12 protein-coding genes and 1 pseudogene are annotated in these 15,455 nt (G+C 42.8%); 4 read left to right on the top strand and 9 right to left on the bottom strand.

The genetic code is table 11. The features are described from left to right. Positions 1-81: 81 nt before the first annotated feature. The 6 genes and pseudogenes from mgtE to purM form a co-directional block, all read right to left on the bottom strand. Positions 82-1,362, bottom strand: a pseudogene (gene mgtE / locus AC4IFO_RS00600) (magnesium transporter); the annotation flags it as partial. Positions 1,363-1,727: 365 nt separating this feature from the next. Next, the gene (locus AC4IFO_RS00595; RefSeq protein ID WP_490730962.1) at positions 1,728-3,257 is read right to left on the bottom strand and encodes an exopolyphosphatase; all 1,530 of its coding nucleotides are present in this window, start codon (positions 3,255-3,257) and stop codon (positions 1,728-1,730) included. A 4-nt stretch (positions 3,258-3,261) separates the two neighbouring features. Next, a complete protein-coding gene (gene ppk1 / locus AC4IFO_RS00590) occupies positions 3,262-5,331 on the bottom strand; it encodes a polyphosphate kinase 1 (protein ID WP_490730961.1) in 2,070 nt (689 codons plus the stop codon). 54 nt (positions 5,332-5,385) lie between these two features. Continuing rightward, positions 5,386-5,973 carry a spermidine N1-acetyltransferase gene (gene speG, locus AC4IFO_RS00585; protein WP_490730959.1) on the bottom strand — a complete coding sequence of 196 codons (588 nt, stop codon included), beginning with the start codon at positions 5,971-5,973 and terminating at the stop codon, positions 5,386-5,388. 245 nt (positions 5,974-6,218) lie between these two features. Beyond that, positions 6,219-6,857 carry a phosphoribosylglycinamide formyltransferase gene (gene purN / locus AC4IFO_RS00580; RefSeq protein ID WP_490730957.1) on the bottom strand — a complete coding sequence of 213 codons (639 nt, stop codon included), beginning with the start codon at positions 6,855-6,857 and terminating at the stop codon, positions 6,219-6,221. Continuing rightward, entirely contained in the window at positions 6,857-7,897 is a 1,041-nt protein-coding gene (gene purM / locus AC4IFO_RS00575) for a phosphoribosylformylglycinamidine cyclo-ligase (RefSeq protein WP_490730955.1), read from the bottom strand. Before purM ends, purN begins: the two co-directional genes overlap by 1 nt. Before the next feature lie 358 nt (positions 7,898-8,255). Between purM and upp the strand changes: the two genes are divergently transcribed. The 3 genes from upp (at position 8,256) to hda (ending at position 11,118) form a co-directional block, all read left to right on the top strand. Then, the gene (gene upp / locus AC4IFO_RS00570; protein ID WP_047757238.1) at positions 8,256-8,882 is read left to right on the top strand and encodes a uracil phosphoribosyltransferase; all 627 of its coding nucleotides are present in this window, start codon (positions 8,256-8,258) and stop codon (positions 8,880-8,882) included. 109 nt (positions 8,883-8,991) lie between these two features. Continuing rightward, positions 8,992-10,284, top strand: a complete 1,293-nt coding sequence (uraA, locus tag AC4IFO_RS00565; RefSeq protein ID WP_219247510.1) for a uracil permease — start codon at positions 8,992-8,994, stop codon at positions 10,282-10,284. A gap of 129 nt (positions 10,285-10,413) precedes the next feature. After that, complete coding sequence (gene hda, locus AC4IFO_RS00560; RefSeq protein ID WP_490731483.1) at positions 10,414-11,118, top strand: DnaA inactivator Hda; 705 nt, start codon at positions 10,414-10,416, stop codon at positions 11,116-11,118. 711 nt (positions 11,119-11,829) lie between these two features. Here hda and arsC read toward each other — a convergent pair. Both arsC and bepA read right to left on the bottom strand, forming a co-directional pair. Then, positions 11,830-12,186 carry an arsenate reductase (glutaredoxin) gene (gene arsC, locus AC4IFO_RS00555; RefSeq protein ID WP_490730953.1) on the bottom strand — a complete coding sequence of 119 codons (357 nt, stop codon included), beginning with the start codon at positions 12,184-12,186 and terminating at the stop codon, positions 11,830-11,832. 9 nt (positions 12,187-12,195) lie between these two features. After that, positions 12,196-13,659 carry a beta-barrel assembly-enhancing protease gene (gene bepA, locus AC4IFO_RS00550; protein ID WP_490730951.1) on the bottom strand — a complete coding sequence of 488 codons (1,464 nt, stop codon included), beginning with the start codon at positions 13,657-13,659 and terminating at the stop codon, positions 12,196-12,198. Between the two features lie 196 nt (positions 13,660-13,855). Between bepA and AC4IFO_RS00545 the strand changes: the two genes are divergently transcribed. Further along, a complete protein-coding gene (locus AC4IFO_RS00545; RefSeq protein WP_490730949.1) occupies positions 13,856-14,920 on the top strand; it encodes an AI-2E family transporter in 1,065 nt (354 codons plus the stop codon). Positions 14,921-14,973: 53 nt separating this feature from the next. Here AC4IFO_RS00545 and bcp read toward each other — a convergent pair whose 3' ends face one another. Then, entirely contained in the window at positions 14,974-15,444 is a 471-nt protein-coding gene (gene bcp / locus AC4IFO_RS00540; RefSeq protein ID WP_206086558.1) for a thioredoxin-dependent thiol peroxidase, read from the bottom strand. Between the last annotated feature and the right edge of the window lie 11 nt (positions 15,445-15,455).

Here is a 15,455-nt window from a genome sequence, read left to right as displayed (position 1 = left end):
TATGCGGTTTTTATGGGGAATGGCAGAGTTTTATAAATCGTGCATGCTCTGAAACTACCACTGAGCATGCACGAACAAATATTATACTAAGAATAGGGTCGCGAGACCGAGGAAAATAAAGAAACCGCCAGTATCGGTGATTGCAGTGATCATGACACTAGAACCAATGGCAGGGTCTTTGCCCATTTTGATCATAATCAGTGGGATAAGCACCCCCATAATTGCCGCCATCAATAGGTTTAGTACCATCGCAAGCGTCATGACGGCACCCATTGCGAGGTCGCCATAGAGGAAATAGGTAACAACCCCCATGATGCCGCCCCAGACAATGCCGTTGATAAAGGCGACGCCCAGCTCCCTTAGCATCAAGAAAGAGAAACTACCACTTTGAATTTGGTGGAGCGCGATTGCCCGCACAATCATGGTAATGGTTTGGTTACCTGTATTCCCCCCAATCCCTGCCACAATAGGCATCAAGGTAGCGAGAGCAACCAACTGGGAAATGGTGTCTTCAAACACACCAATTACGCGGGATGCGACGAAAGCCGTACATAGGTTAATAGCCAGCCATGTCCAACGGGTTTTTACTGCTTGGCCAACAGGGGCAAAGACGTCTTCTTCGGGGCTTAACCCCCCCATACGGCGAATACTGTTATCATTTTCTTCGCTGATATTATCAACGATATCTTCAACAGTTAGACGACCCATCAGTAAGCCATTGCTGTCGACAACGGCGGCAGAAATTAAGTCATACCGTTCGAACGCACTTGCTGCATCTTCCCCTTTTTCATCAGGCAAGAAGGTGACTGTATCCGTTTTCATCACATCCGCGACAATTTTATCGGGAGATTGTGTCAAAATGGTGGTTAAGGGTAATTCCCCTTGCAGGTAATTGTTGCTATCGACTACGAAAATTTTATCGGTTGCTTCTGGAATTTTACCCCGTTGACGCAGATAGCGTTGAACCGTTTTTAACGCCACGTTTGGGCGTACGGTAACGAATTCGAAATCCATCATTTGGCCAACGCTGTCTTTTGCGTATTGTAAAACTTCACGAATACGGCTGCGTAGGCTTGGTTCTAAATAGGTCAGTAGGCGGCGCATGGTATCGCGCGGCAGGTGTTCGGCGATGTAAGCTTGTTCATCCACATGTAGGCTAGCGACTGCACGCAGCAGTTCTCTATCCGACATGTCTTTAATCAGGCTATCCCATACAGAAACGGAGGCTTCAACAAGCACTTCACCGCGTTCGTTGTTATCGACCAAACGCCATAAGGCGAGACGCTCATCGTAAGGGAGCATTTCTAAAATATCGGCGATATCCGCGGTGTGTAAATCAAGGAGTAATTCTTTAACAGTACTGATCTTTTCACTAATTGCTTTGTCATCAATACTGACGTGTTGATCATTTTCAACAAGCGCGTGGACGAATTCTTCGTCATCTAAAAAAAGCGTCAGGATCTGCTGGCGAATGTGTGCCAGCTTTTGTGAGTGCGGGTTAACCATTGGCCCCACATCGTTTGAGAAAGCAGATTGTGACATTTTAATCCTTAAAACAATAGCCGCGCCGAAGCGCGTTTTATTAATTCGTCTGCGAGCGGACGAAATTTATTATCATTATTGTCGCCCATTTGAATAATATATCAAATAGTCGCGCTAAACAGGCAGTGATTTCCGCGCTTAGCGTGAAAAAAATAAGAAGAAATCACCACAATAATGGCTGAAAGTTATTCATTCTCTGCACATATACTTAATGACCACCCAGGAACCTCTTCCCAGTAACCACTTTCTTTTTCTAAATCCAGTAACATCAAGGCATTCTGCTCAAGATATTCAGCAGGTAAATAAAGTGTCCAATACCCATCATCAGTTTCAATGCGCAGTGATGAAGGGGTGGTGGTGGACTGTCGTTGATTATTTAATAAGATAGCGAGCCGTAAAATCTGAATTAACGGCATAAATTGTTTGCGTTTAAATAAGTTAAACTTAGGGATATCATCGTACTTGATGGCACGTCGATGGTTTCTAACCAGTGTGGCTAACAAAAGCTGTTGTTCTTGGTTAAAACCGGGCAAATTGGTATTTTGTAGGATATATGCCGAGTGCCGGTGCATACCGCTGTGGTTAATGCTTAAACCCACTTCATGGAGCATCACTGCCCAAATTAGAATAGATTCTAACTGTGGGTTGAGCTGCTTAGGGTTTTGCTGTCCCCATTGGTAATAAAGCTCTTCCATCGTTTTCAGGACACGTTTTGCTTGCTCTCTATCAATATTATAGTGCTCAGCAAGGCTTAGAGCAGTGCGCTGGCGGATATCTTGGTGACGAAAACGGCCTTCCATTTCATATAAAACCCCTTCACGCAGGGCGCCATCGGACAAACGTAATTCTTTAATATCTAAGGAATCAAACACGGCGAGCAAAATGGCTAAGCCGGGAACAAAAACCTGCTTGCGTTCATTGGAAAGGCCTGGAATATCTAGCGAAGAAAAAGATTTATATTTCAACGCCATGCCTTTAATTTCAATCAGTCGTTCACGGGTAATAATGCCATCTTTGTAGCCAAGCTCCACTAAAACCCCGTGTGCAGCTTTAATCGTACCTGATGCGCCCATTGCCACATCCCACGTGTATTTTTTAAATAGGATGGCGGTGCTTTCTAATTTTAAACAAGCCGCGAGGTAGGCGCGGTTAAAAAACTCAGGCGTGATGGTTTCATTGGGAAAATAGCTTTTTGCAAAGCTAACACAGCCCATACGACGGCTTTCTATTAATAATGGCTCGAATTTTTCACCGATAACAATTTCGGTGGAGCCACCACCAATATCTAAAACCAGCTTACGGCCTTTTTCTGGCTGGGTGTGTTCAACACCCATAAAAATTAAACGTGCTTCTTCTTGCCCAGAAATGATTTCAATGGGATAGGGCATTATCTCTTTTGCGCGTTGCAAAAAGTCTTTTACATTGGTTGCGACACGTAAAGAGTGGGTGCCGACAATGCAGACGTTATCAGGCGAAAAGCCTTGTAAACGTTCAGCAAATAGCGCTAAACAGGAAAGCCCGCGCTCCATCGCTTCTTCGCTTAATTCATTGGTATCACTGAGCCCATCAGCAAGATGAACACGTTTTTTCAGGCGAGTTAGCACTTGGAGCGCACCATTGACGACGCGCGCAATCACCATATGAAAGCTATTTGAACCTAGGTCAATGGCCGCAATCTCTTGGGGTCTCGGTGCTGATGTTGTTGTTATTGGCATAGTATCAAGCTCGGGTATCTGGCGTTTCAAGTGACTTCAAATGTTCATAAATGGCAAGCTGAGAACGAATTTTTCGCTTGTTGCCGCGGGGAACATAATGATTACTTAAATCTTTGTCAACATAACGCGCTTTTACCGTATCACTGAATTGCAATTCCAGAATATCCAAAACCCGTTGCTTTAATAGGGGATCGACTAACTGAACGGCGACTTCAATTCGGTAGTCAATGTTTCGTGTCATCCAATCCGCTGAAGAAATAAAAACTTTGTCATCACCGGCATTGGCAAACACGTAAACACGGTCATGTTCCAAAAAACGGTCAACAATGCTGGTGACTTGAATATTTTCGCTGTAACCCGCTTGGCCAGCCACGAGTGAACACATTCCGCGAACTAGTAGGCGAATTTTCACCCCAGCATTGGACGCATCATAAAGCTTGTCAGTCAGTTCTTTGTCAACCAAGTTATTAATTTTTAATGTAATTCCACTTGGTAGACCTTCTAAGGCATTGGCAATTTCTTGGTCAATTAATGCGGTTAGTTTTGTTCGTGTATTTTGCGGGGAAACCATCAAATTCTCGAAGGTAACAGGACGGTACGGATTTTCAATAAAACTAAACACACGGCGAACTTCATTGGTAATTTGCTCGTTAGCTGTTAACAAGGAATAGTCGGTGTATAACCGCGCGGTTTTTTCGTTGAAGTTCCCTGTACCAATGTGGGCGTAGCGAACAATTTGGCCTTCTTCCATTCGGGAGATAATAAATAATTTGGCGTGGATTTTCAGTCCCGGCGCGGAGAAAATAACGTGGACTCCCGCTTCTGTAAGTCGCTTCGCCCAATGGATGTTAGCTGCTTCATCAAAACGCGCTTGTAATTCAACGACCACAGTGACTTTTTTGCCGTTGTGCGCTGCGTGGATCACTGAATCGATGATGCGCGAATCTTTTGCGACACGGTAAATATTGATTTTGATGGATAACACATTCGGGTCGAATGAGGCTTGGCGCAGTAACTCCAAGGTATGTTCGAAGGTGTAATACGGATAATACAACAGCACATCCCGCTCACGAATAGCATCAAAGCCGTTGCGGAAATTATCGAACCAGCGGTGGCGTAAACGGGGGAGTGGCTTGTTTAATAAGTTTTTATTTCCTTCATTGGGGAAATTAATAAAATCTTTGAAATTGTGATAACGACCGCCAGCAATGACGGAGTCATCATTGGATAACCCTAATTTTTCCCGCAATAAGGCGACCATTTCATCCGGCATATCCCGTTGGTAAACAAAACGCACCGGCTCTGCGGTTAAGCGCTGTTTTAATGTAGACGACATGATTTCCAGTAAGCTGGACTCCATTTCGGTCGCGATATCGTATTCGGCGTCACGGGTCATTTTCATGGAATACGCATTAAGTTCATCGTAATCGAAAAAGCCTTTGAAAATTTCGTCTAGCGTGTAACGCAAGATGTTATCAATAAGGATCATGGATTTGCGGCGTTTTGGCATCTCGGGCGGGAGATTCACAAATCGCGGGACTTTATCCGATGGGATTTCTAACAGCGCATACTGAATATCACTGCCATGAATTATTTCAACCGCAAGATAGGTATAGTCATCTTTTAGAAACTCAACTAAGTCCGTATCTGGGTTGATTAAAATCGGTGTAATGTGTTGGCGTAAATTTTGACGAAAATACTGACGCAGCCAGATTTGTTGGCGCGGGGAAATTTGGCGCTCGTTAATCAGGAAGATTTGGTTACGGGCCATTTCAAGCAGTAAGTCATTGTATAAAACGTCAAATTCTTGTTCTTGTTTGGCGACTTTTGATTGAATACGCTTGAGTAAATGGCGAGAGCCACTGGCCGATCCTCGTTCTTCGTTAATTAAAATACGGCGCTTTACATCAGCAAAGCGCACTTTATAAAATTCGTCTAAGTTATTGGAATAAATGCCCAAAAAACGCATTCGCTCAATCAGCGGGTTACGCTTATCGGCAGCTTCTTGCAAAACGCGCTCGTTAAAAGACAGCCAGCTGAGCTCTTTTTCATGATAGAGACGTTCTTGGGACATTCTGACTCCGTATTAGACGCTTATTACTTAATGGCTATTGTATCAGCCAGTTAACTAAATGTGATGCTTAATTGCGTTATCTTGTGCGATGACGCTTTCTGGGTTCTCTGATTGCTGTTTCATCGCAAAATATTGCTGTTGGAAAACGCACATACGGATAGCCGTATGGTAGCGACCATTCACGAAAAACTCGTCGATCAATTCACCTTCGGTATGGAAGCCAAGTTTATTATAAATGTGGATCGCTTTGACATTTTCTTTATCAACAATGAGATAAAGTTTATATAAATTTAATACAGAGAAAGCATAGTCCATTGCCAGCCTTGCTGCACGGCTCGCATACCCATGGCCTTGATGGCTCGGGGCAATGATAATTTGGAACTCAGAACGGCGGTGAACATAATCAATTTCAACCAATTCAACTAACCCAACTTTTTCGCTATCATTTTCCACGATAAAACGGCGTTCGGATTGGTCATGAATATGTTTGTCGTAAAGATCACTTAGCTCAACAAAAGCCTCATAAGGCTCTTCAAACCAGTAGCGCATCACACTGGCGTTGTTATCAAGTTGATGAATAAACGCTAAATCTTCACGTTCAAGTGGGCGCAACCTAAACGGATGAACTTGCCCGGTAGTCATAAAACACCTCTATTGGTTATGAAAAAACATTTTTTGCTTAAATAAGGATACCACTTATTTGCGATAAAATAATGACATAACACAGAGAGATCATCCCCTTGTTGAAGAATAGTTCACTTTATGCAGAACTAAGTGGTTAATCGCAGAAAAAACAATCAATTGACAGGTTGTATATTCGCCAATTTTAGTGCAACAAAAAGGGTGGAAATTCCACCCTTTGAATCGTTATTTAGACAGTCAATAAACTACTCATTAGCATAACCCTGTTGAGGGAGCACTTTACCATCTAATACGGCTTTACCGTCGACCATAGTTAGGCGGTTATCACTAAACCATTGTACAACCAGAGGGTAGATAGCATGCTCTTGCGTTTTTACACGCTCAATCAGGTCTTCTTCGGTATCTTCAGGGAAAATAGGCACTTTAGCTTGTAAAATTACAGGGCCGCCGTCTAATTCTTCAGTGACAAAGTGAACGGAAGTACCGTGTTCTTTATCGCCATTTTCCAAGGCCTTACGATGAGTATGAAGCCCTGGGTATTTGGGTAATAAAGAAGGGTGAATATTGAGTAATTTCCCTGTGAAATGAGTCACAAATTCTGGGGATAAAATACGCATAAACCCAGCTAAGACCACTAAATCGGGCTGGTACTGCTCAATAAGCGATAATAAAGCAGCATCATAGGCGTGGCGATTTGCATACATTTTTGCATCAAGGCAAGCGGCAGGGATCCCTGCCTGCTGTGCCCGCACTAGCCCATAAGCTGTGCTTTGGTTGCTCACTACGGCAACAATACGACCCTTTATCGTGCCTGATTGGCAACCTTCAATGATCGATTGTAAGTTACTGCCACTGCCAGAAATGAGGACAACAATTTTTTTCATTAGCGGATCACAACCTGCTCTTCACCGGCAGGTAACTGACCGATTGAGCCAATTTGCCATGCGTTTTCACCCAGTGCTTCTAATAACGCTAATGCTGCGTTAACTTCACTTTGTGGCAGAGCAATGATGATACCAACACCGCAGTTAAAGGTGCGGTACATTTCATGGGTACTGACATCACCCGCGTGTTGTAACCAGCTGAAAACAGAAGGCCATTGCCAGCTGCTACCATCGATAATGGCTTGGGTGTTATCAGGAAGAACGCGAGGGATATTTTCCCAGAAACCGCCACCCGTAATGTGCGCGATTGCATGAATGTCATTCTTCGCGATCAGCTCTAGCACGTTTTTCACATAAATACGTGTAGGTTCTAATAAATGGTCTGCTAATGATTTACCATCTAACTGTTCAGTTTCTGGGTTCGTTTTGCTGACTTCTAAAATTTTACGTACTAATGAATAGCCATTTGAGTGGGGACCACTTGAGGCGAGGGCAATTAGTGCATCACCAGCGCTGACTTTACTGCCATCAATGATTTCAGAGCGCTCTACCACACCGACGCAAAAGCCTGCAACATCATAGTCTTCACCATGGTACATGCCTGGCATTTCAGCGGTTTCACCACCCACTAATGCACAGCCAGACTGTTTACAGCCTTCAGCAATTCCCGTGATGACCCTGGCAGCGGTATCCACGTCTAATTTGCCTGTTGCGTAGTAATCAAGGAAGAATAATGGCTCAGCCCCTTGAACGATTAGGTCATTGACGCACATAGCAACAAGGTCAATCCCGATTGAATCGTGGCGTTTTAAATCCATTGCCAGACGTAATTTTGTACCAACACCATCGGTACCTGAAACAAGTACAGGCTCGCGGTATTTTTGTGGCAGGGCACATAATGCACCGAACCCACCAAGACCCCCCATCACTTCGGGACGACGCGTTTCTTTTACAACACCTTTAATACGTTCAACCAGTGCGTTACCTGCATCAATATCGACACCGGCATCTTTATAGCTGAGAGAGGTTTTATCAGTCACTACGGCCCCCAAGGCAATTACATTTTTGAGAAAAATAACATCATGGGGCGTATTCTAACAGGCAAAGCAAACGTTTGCGATAGCTTTGTGAATGAAAATTCTTATGGCTGGAAATGGCAGAAAGTGAGCGTGTTCACAAGGTGAAATGTGTGTGGTATTTAAATATTGGCAAAAAAATAAATTCAGAGGATCATCAACATGCAACTTAACCGATATGGGGTATACTATTTTAAAAAAGTTTGCCTAATCGTTGATGTTTTGACCAAAATCAAACGTAATCTAGTGGCATTCATGGTTAAAAGAGTTATAATCCCGCGATTTTTTTGTCCGCCAGCGTCTAAAATAGTAGGAGAAACCCATGAAGATCGTTGAGGTAAAACACCCTCTCGTTAAACATAAACTTGGCCTGATGCGAGATCATGATATAAGCACCAAACGCTTTCGTGAACTGGCCTCAGAGGTTGGTAGCCTACTGACTTATGAAGCAACCGCTGACCTAGAAACTGAAAAAGTGACTATTGATGGTTGGTGTGGTCCTGTCGAAATAGAACAAATTAAAGGTAAAAAAATCACCGTAGTACCAATTCTCCGTGCAGGTATTGGTATGATGAATGGTGTATTAGAAAGCATTCCTAGCGCACGTATCAGTGTGGTTGGTGTTTATCGTGATGAAGAAACACTGCAACCTGTCCCTTATTTCCAAAAACTGACTTCAGATATCGATGAGCGTATGGCGTTAGTTGTTGACCCTATGTTAGCAACAGGCGGTTCAATGATCGCAACTATCGATTTACTGAAAAAAGAAGGGTGTAAGTCAATTAAAGTTTTAGTTTTAGTTGCAGCACCTGAAGGGATCAAAGCATTAGAAAAAGTCCACCCAGATGTTGAACTGTATACCGCTTCCATTGATCAATACCTCAATGAAGAAGGTTACATTGTTCCAGGCCTCGGTGATGCGGGCGATAAGATATTTGGTACTAAATAAAAATGAGCCGACTGAGAAGTCGGCTTTTTTTTGATTTATTGAATGAGATGAAACGTTTGCAAGCCTTAAGGGGCTTGCATAAACCATAGCTAAAAGGGGATAAGCTAAAATGACACGTCGCACCATTGGTGTTGAAGAAAGGCCACCATTACTACAAACCATTCCACTGAGTTTTCAGCATCTTTTTGCGATGTTTGGCGCAACCGTTGTCGTACCCATTTTGTTTGGTGTAAACCCAGCAACAATCTTGCTGTTTAACGGCATAGGGACATTAATCTACCTCTTTATCTGTAAAGGCCAGATCCCTGCATATTTAGGGTCAAGTTTTGCTTTTATTTCACCGGTGCTGATTTTACTGCCATTAGGTTATGAACTGGCACTTGGCGGCTTTATTATTTGTGGTGTGCTGTTTTGCCTTGTGGCGTTAATTGTCAAAGTGGCGGGAAGGGGCTGGATCAACGTCATGTTCCCACCTGCAGCGATGGGGGCGATTGTTGCCGTTATCGGGTTAGAGCTCGCACAAACGGCAGCGGGTATGGCAGGTTTACTGCCAAAAGATGGAGCTGCGGTTGATACCAACACTTTAATCATTTCATTAACCACGTTATCGGTTACCATTTTATGTGCGGTCATGTTCCGTGGGTTCTTATCGATTATCCCTATTTTAATCGGGTTCTTAACGGGGTATGCATTGTCATATTTTATGGGAATTGTGGATTTCACCCCAGTGATTGAAGCGCCTTGGTTTGCTATCCCAACATTCTATACCCCACGTTTTGAGTGGTTTGCTATCCTCACCATTTTACCCGCAGCGTTAGTGGTCATTGCAGAACACGTAGGGCACTTAGTGGTTACAGCCAATATCGTTGAGCGGGATTTAATGAAATCCCCAGGTTTACACCGTTCGATGTTTGCTAACGGTTTCTCAACAGTGTTATCCGGTTTCTTCGGTTCAACACCAAATACCACCTATGGCGAAAATATTGGTGTGATGGCAATCACCAAGGTTTACAGTACTTGGGTTATCGGTGGGGCGGCGATTATTGCGATTTTGTTATCGTGTATCGGTAAATTAGCTGCGGCTATCCAATTAGTACCTGTGCCAGTGATGGGCGGTGTTTCTTTATTACTGTACGGGGTCATCGGTGCATCAGGTATTCGTGTCTTGATTGATTCGAAGGTTGATTACAATAAACCACAAAACTTAATTTTAACCTCTGTGATCTTGATTATTGGGGTGAGTGGTGCGGTTATTCATATTGGACAAGCTGAATTGAAAGGGATGGCATTAGCGACTATTGTCGGGATCTTTATGGCATTACTGTTTCGCTTTATTACCTTTGTTCGCCCTGAAAAACAGTTTATTAACAGTGAAGTTAAAGAGCTAAATAGCGATAAGTAATCGCATTCTTTTATTTCAGGCAATTGCCGCTGTGGTTAAAGCAGCGGCAATTGAACGGGATCCTGTTCATCTAACCGCGTTTTTTGTGGTAAACTGTTTAGCGAAAATTGATTTGTACAGCCAGAGGCAATTCTGAACACACCATCACAGCTTTCACTACCACTTTATCTACCGGATGATGAAACCTTTGCCAGCTTTTATGCAGGGGAAAATGATGCGTTGCTGTCTGCTATCAAATCTGCCATTAACCAAGCCCACGGTAGCTACATTTATTATTGGTCACGTGAAGGCGGAGGGAAAAGCCATTTGCTCCATGCTGCATGTGCAGAGCTTTCAGAGCAAGGCATTGCTGTTGGCTATGTTCCGTTAGATAAACGCGCCTATTTTGTACCTGATGTCCTTGAAGGCATGGAAAACCTCTCACTGGTATGTATTGATAATATCCAATGCATAGCGGGGGATGAAGAATGGGAAATGGCGATTTTCAATTTATACAATCGTATTCTCGAAATTGGCCGTACCTGTTTGTTGATCACCAGTGATCGCCCACCTCGTCAAATTGACCTCAAACTGCCTGATTTAGCGTCCCGCCTTGACTGGGGGCAGATTTACAAACTGCATCCATTAAGTGATGAAGATAAAATCTACGCCTTACAATTACGTGCTCGCATGCGTGGCTTTGAACTGCCCGAAGATGTATGCCGTTTTGTGCTTAAGCGTCTCGACAGAAAAATGGGTACGTTGTTTGATATTCTCAACAAGCTCGATCACGCCTCAATTGTTGCCCAGCGCAAACTCACGATTCCGTTTGTTAAAGATATTTTGAAGCTATAGTAATATTACGGTCTTAATGATTAATATAGTCTTAAACTTGAATGGCAATGGTATTTAAAATAATAAATATAAAAGATATGGTTAGTTGACTATAAAAAAATAGTATTTTAGATTTTTCTTTACTATAAAATAAAGTAAGGAAATCAAATCATGCATGAAAGGGAATATATAGGTTCTTTTACAGTAACAGCAAGCTCTTCATTATTTCGGGCAGAAAAAAACTCAATGATTAGATAAGAAAATGAATACGTGGCCTAGTGGGCTGAAAGAACGATTTTTAACCCATATGCCATCCATATCTGCTCCGCCAAAACAATCTAAGTAAAGTACCCTAATATTATTGGTAGTGCTACGGGTGCTGTATCATCAGAATTAACGAAGAAAAATAGAGATGACAACTTAAACGGAGATAATAAATAAATGAAAATTTTGTTGTACTTTATCTATTTTTATTTAAGTTTATTTGTTATTTTTTTTGGCGTTATAGCCATAAGCCAATTAATTAACCAATTAAATATACTCTATAAGGTTGGTAAATTATCTTATGGTAAAAGTGATTTTATTGAAGCAATAATAATTTCAAATATAGTGGGCTTTACCACTGCTTTTTTTTTAACCATACTGAGCTATATGGAATATAAAGGTCAGAAATAACAAAAAACCAGTCTTAATTTTTCAGTGAGACTGGTTTTTGCTTATTAAGAGGAATTTTTACAAAATCTCCAACACTTGCTCAGGTGGGCGGCCTAAACGGGCTTTATCACCCTTAACCACAATAGGGCGTTCAATCAATTTAGGGTTTTCATGCATCGCTTTAATGAGTTGATCCTGCGTTAAACTGTCATCGCTTAAATTCAACTCTTTATACAGCTCTTCCTTCGTACGCATTAATTGACGTGCATCTTTAAAACCTAACATTTTTAGTAATTTTTTAATCTCTGCAGCAGTCGGTGCTGTTTTTAAGTATTCAACCACCGTTGGTGCGATCCCTTTTTCTTCTAAAAGCGCTAAGGTTTCACGGCTTTTCGAGCAACGCGGGTTATGGTAAATCTTAATTGGATCCGTCATTTTGAGTCCTTACGGTTTTGCGTTTTCATCACGTAATTGTAGTTTTCTCAATGCATCAATACGCGCATCGTAGCGTTGTTGTTCATAACTGCCTAAACGGCTTTGGCGGCTGGCATCACTTAAATAATTGATTGCCGTGTCATAACCACCACGCAATGCGAGGCCTTCGGCATAAGCGGCGAGTTCTTCGGGGCGATTGCCTTGTTTTGCTGACGCTTCAGCCAATAAATCCCAACCAATCGGGTCATCTGGGTAATCAAAGGTGTATTTATTCAGTAGTGTAGTGGCTTCTTTATACTGATGGTTGTTGATTAACGCATTCGCCAAGTTAACGATAAATACCGTGTTTTTCGGTGATTTTTTCAGTGCAGTTTGCAGGCGTGTGACCGCTTTCGTTGCTTGGTTTTGTTCAATGTCGATATCGGTCATGCTATCGATAAACCATGGGTTATCTGGCTGTTTATTTAGCAGCTCAGTGAGGATTTTCCCTGCATCTGCATATTTTTTATCCTGTGAAAGGATCAGCGCCTTACCATATTGCGCAGCGAGTTGTTCGTTTGACGTACCTTTTTCGTAGTTTTCAATGATCTGGTCAAGGGCATGTTTTTGGTCTGTGCCATACATGGCTAAAATACGAACTCGGGCTAGCATAAAATCTAAAGATGAAGGCACGCTGACTTTGGGTAACTGACTTGAACGGTTACGCGCATCTGCTAAACGGCTATCGGGAAGGGGGTGCGTTAACAAAATTTCAGGCGGTTTAGACATATAGCGGGTTTGGTCAGCCATGGTTTGCATAAAATCTGCCATTGCATGAGGGTCAAAACCCGAGCGGCGCAACGTTTGCAGGCCAATACGGTCCGCTTCTTGCTCATTCGCTTGGGTGAAACTGATCATCCCTTGTTGCACACCCGCCATGGTACTTGTCAATGCAGCAAAGCCCGCTTGAGGGTTGGCCATCACTAAAAGGAGCGAGCCGATTGTCCCTGCAATGGCTAACGGCGTGGTGCTTTTTTGGTCTTCCATCATTCGCGCAAGGTGCCTTTGCGTGACGTGGGAAATTTCGTGCGCCATTACCGACGCGAGTTGGCTTTCATTTTGGCTATAACGGAATAAGGCAGAATGCAGCACCACATTGCCGCCAAAGTAGGCATAGGCGTTGATATTTGGGTTATTGACTAAATAAAACTTAAACGGCGTTTTAACTGAGTCGGCATTCTTCACTAAGCGCATGCCAATCTTGTTAACATACTGAGTTAAAAGAGGATCGTAAATAAGTGGTGTGCTGGCACGAATTTGCCGAGTGATGGCATCACCCATAATAATTTCTTGGTTAATACTGAGCGTGCCACCGGCAGTGGTACCGATGTCGGGTAAGGTATCTTCAATTGCGCTATAAGCAGGCAAAACTGCACCATTTATGAGTGCAGCGATCATGAAAGCCAATAATGGGTATTTCAATTTTTTTTTCATGAAACGTGAGTATCCCATACAACGTTTAAAATTTAGGGTAAATACCGACTTTATTTCGAGTTCATAAGTACAAGGTATTAAATAACTCGAAAAGTTTAAAACACATGATAGCAAAAGCTATCGTAAAATCTGTTATTCGGTATAATTTTCGATAATTTAGGAACTGTCCTTCGCATTAATTCCTCAGGAGCAACACATGCTGGAATTGTTTTTACAATGGTACCGTCGGCGTTTTGCCGATCCACAAGCCGTGGCACTGTTTACATTACTTGTCTCAGGTTTTGTGATCATCTTTTTTTTCAGCAGTATACTGGCTCCGTTGCTGGTGGCAATTGCCTTGGCCTATTTACTTGAATGGCCAACAAATATGTTACAACGCACCGGGTTATCTCGCGCTCTTGCGGTGAGTATCATTTTGACCCTATTTGCGGGAATAAGTGCCATGGTAATTTTAATTATTGCGCCAACAGCATGGCAGCAAGGCATTAATTTGATGGCCGATCTGCCTAATATGGTCAATCGCTTTAATGAATTTGCCCAAAAACTGCCTGAGCAATACCCTGCATTAGTCGACGTGGGGATCATTGATATGATGGCAGACAACCTGCGAAGTCGCATGTCTGGGATTGCAGACTCCGTGGTTAAAGCGTCAGTGGCTTCATTAATTGGGATTTTTTCCCTCGCCGTGTATTTAGTTTTAGTGCCATTAATGACCTTTTTCCTATTAAAAGATAAAGAACGTATTAGCCGTAGTTTTTTAAAATTGTTACCAAAAAACCGTTTACTCGTCGGGAAAGTTTGGGTCGAAATGAACGAGCAAATTACCAATTATCTACGCGGAAAAGTGACGGAGATGGTGATTGTCGGTGTCGCAACCTATTTATGTTTTGCCTATTTCGACTTGCGCTATGCGGTATTGTTATCGGTGTTAGTCGGTGTCGCGGTACTTATTCCCTATATTGGTGCAGTCGCTGCCACCATTCCGGTGGTTATTGTCGCGTTGTTCCAGTATGGCATTGGCAGTGAATTTTGGTACCTGATGTTAGTTTATTTGGTCATTCAAGGGTTGGATAGCAACGTTGTAGTGCCATTACTGTTTTCAGAGGCCGTTAACTTACACCCATTGGTGATTATTTTATCTGTGGTGGTATTTGGCGGATTATGGGGCTTTTGGGGCGTTTTCTTTGCGATCCCGTTGGCGACGTTAATTAAAGCGGTTATCCATGTTTGGCCAGAAGAGCCAGTAGAAGCGGCTAAATAAGAAATCAATCATAGTGCTGTATGGGATATACAGCACTATTGAATTATAAAATATTATGCGTTTGCGTTGATGTACGCGAGAACGATTTCGTGGTGGTTAGTGGTCTTGAAATCATCAAAAACGTGTTCGATTTTCCCTGTTGGGTCGACTAAGAAACTAATACGGTGGATCCCATCATAGGTTTTCCCCATAAATTGCTTTTCGCCCCAAACCCCAAATTGCTCGCACACTTGGTGGTCTTCATCGGATAACAGCGTGAAATTCAACATTTCTTTTTCAGCGAAACGCGACAGTTTCTCTGGTTTATCTGTGCTAATCCCTAAAACTTCGACGCCTTTTGCTTTGAGTGTATCCATCTCATCACGTAAGCCGCACGCTTGAACAGTACAGCCGGGAGTCATCGCTTTCGGGTAAAAGTAAACTAATACGCGCTGACCCTGGTAATCAGAAAGATTGATGATCTCACCATCTTGGTCAGGAAGGCTAAATTGTGGCGCCTTATCACCGGCTTTCAATGGGTTCATTACATATATCT

Source organism: Providencia sp. UF-224, from assembly GCF_058245955.1.
This window is presented reverse-complemented; position numbering and strand designations above follow the sequence as displayed.

What these genes read in the sequence shown, in the direction of transcription:
- AC4IFO_RS00595 (WP_490730962.1), bottom strand. Translation starts at nt 3,257, where the DNA reads ATGCCAATAACAACAACATCAGCACCGAGACCCCAAGAGATTGCGGCC.
- ppk1 (WP_490730961.1), bottom strand. Translation starts at nt 5,331, where the DNA reads ATGTCCCAAGAACGTCTCTATCATGAAAAAGAGCTCAGCTGGCTGTCT.
- speG (WP_490730959.1), bottom strand. Translation starts at nt 5,973, where the DNA reads ATGACTACCGGGCAAGTTCATCCGTTTAGGTTGCGCCCACTTGAACGT.
- purN (WP_490730957.1), bottom strand. Translation starts at nt 6,857, where the DNA reads ATGAAAAAAATTGTTGTCCTCATTTCTGGCAGTGGCAGTAACTTACAA.
- upp (WP_047757238.1), top strand. Translation starts at nt 8,256, where the DNA reads ATGAAGATCGTTGAGGTAAAACACCCTCTCGTTAAACATAAACTTGGC.
- uraA (WP_219247510.1), top strand. Translation starts at nt 8,992, where the DNA reads ATGACACGTCGCACCATTGGTGTTGAAGAAAGGCCACCATTACTACAA.
- arsC (WP_490730953.1), bottom strand. Translation starts at nt 12,186, where the DNA reads ATGACGGATCCAATTAAGATTTACCATAACCCGCGTTGCTCGAAAAGC.
- bepA (WP_490730951.1), bottom strand. Translation starts at nt 13,659, where the DNA reads ATGAAAAAAAAATTGAAATACCCATTATTGGCTTTCATGATCGCTGCA.
- AC4IFO_RS00545 (WP_490730949.1), top strand. Translation starts at nt 13,856, where the DNA reads ATGCTGGAATTGTTTTTACAATGGTACCGTCGGCGTTTTGCCGATCCA.
- bcp (WP_206086558.1), bottom strand. Translation starts at nt 15,444, where the DNA reads ATGAACCCATTGAAAGCCGGTGATAAGGCGCCACAATTTAGCCTTCCT.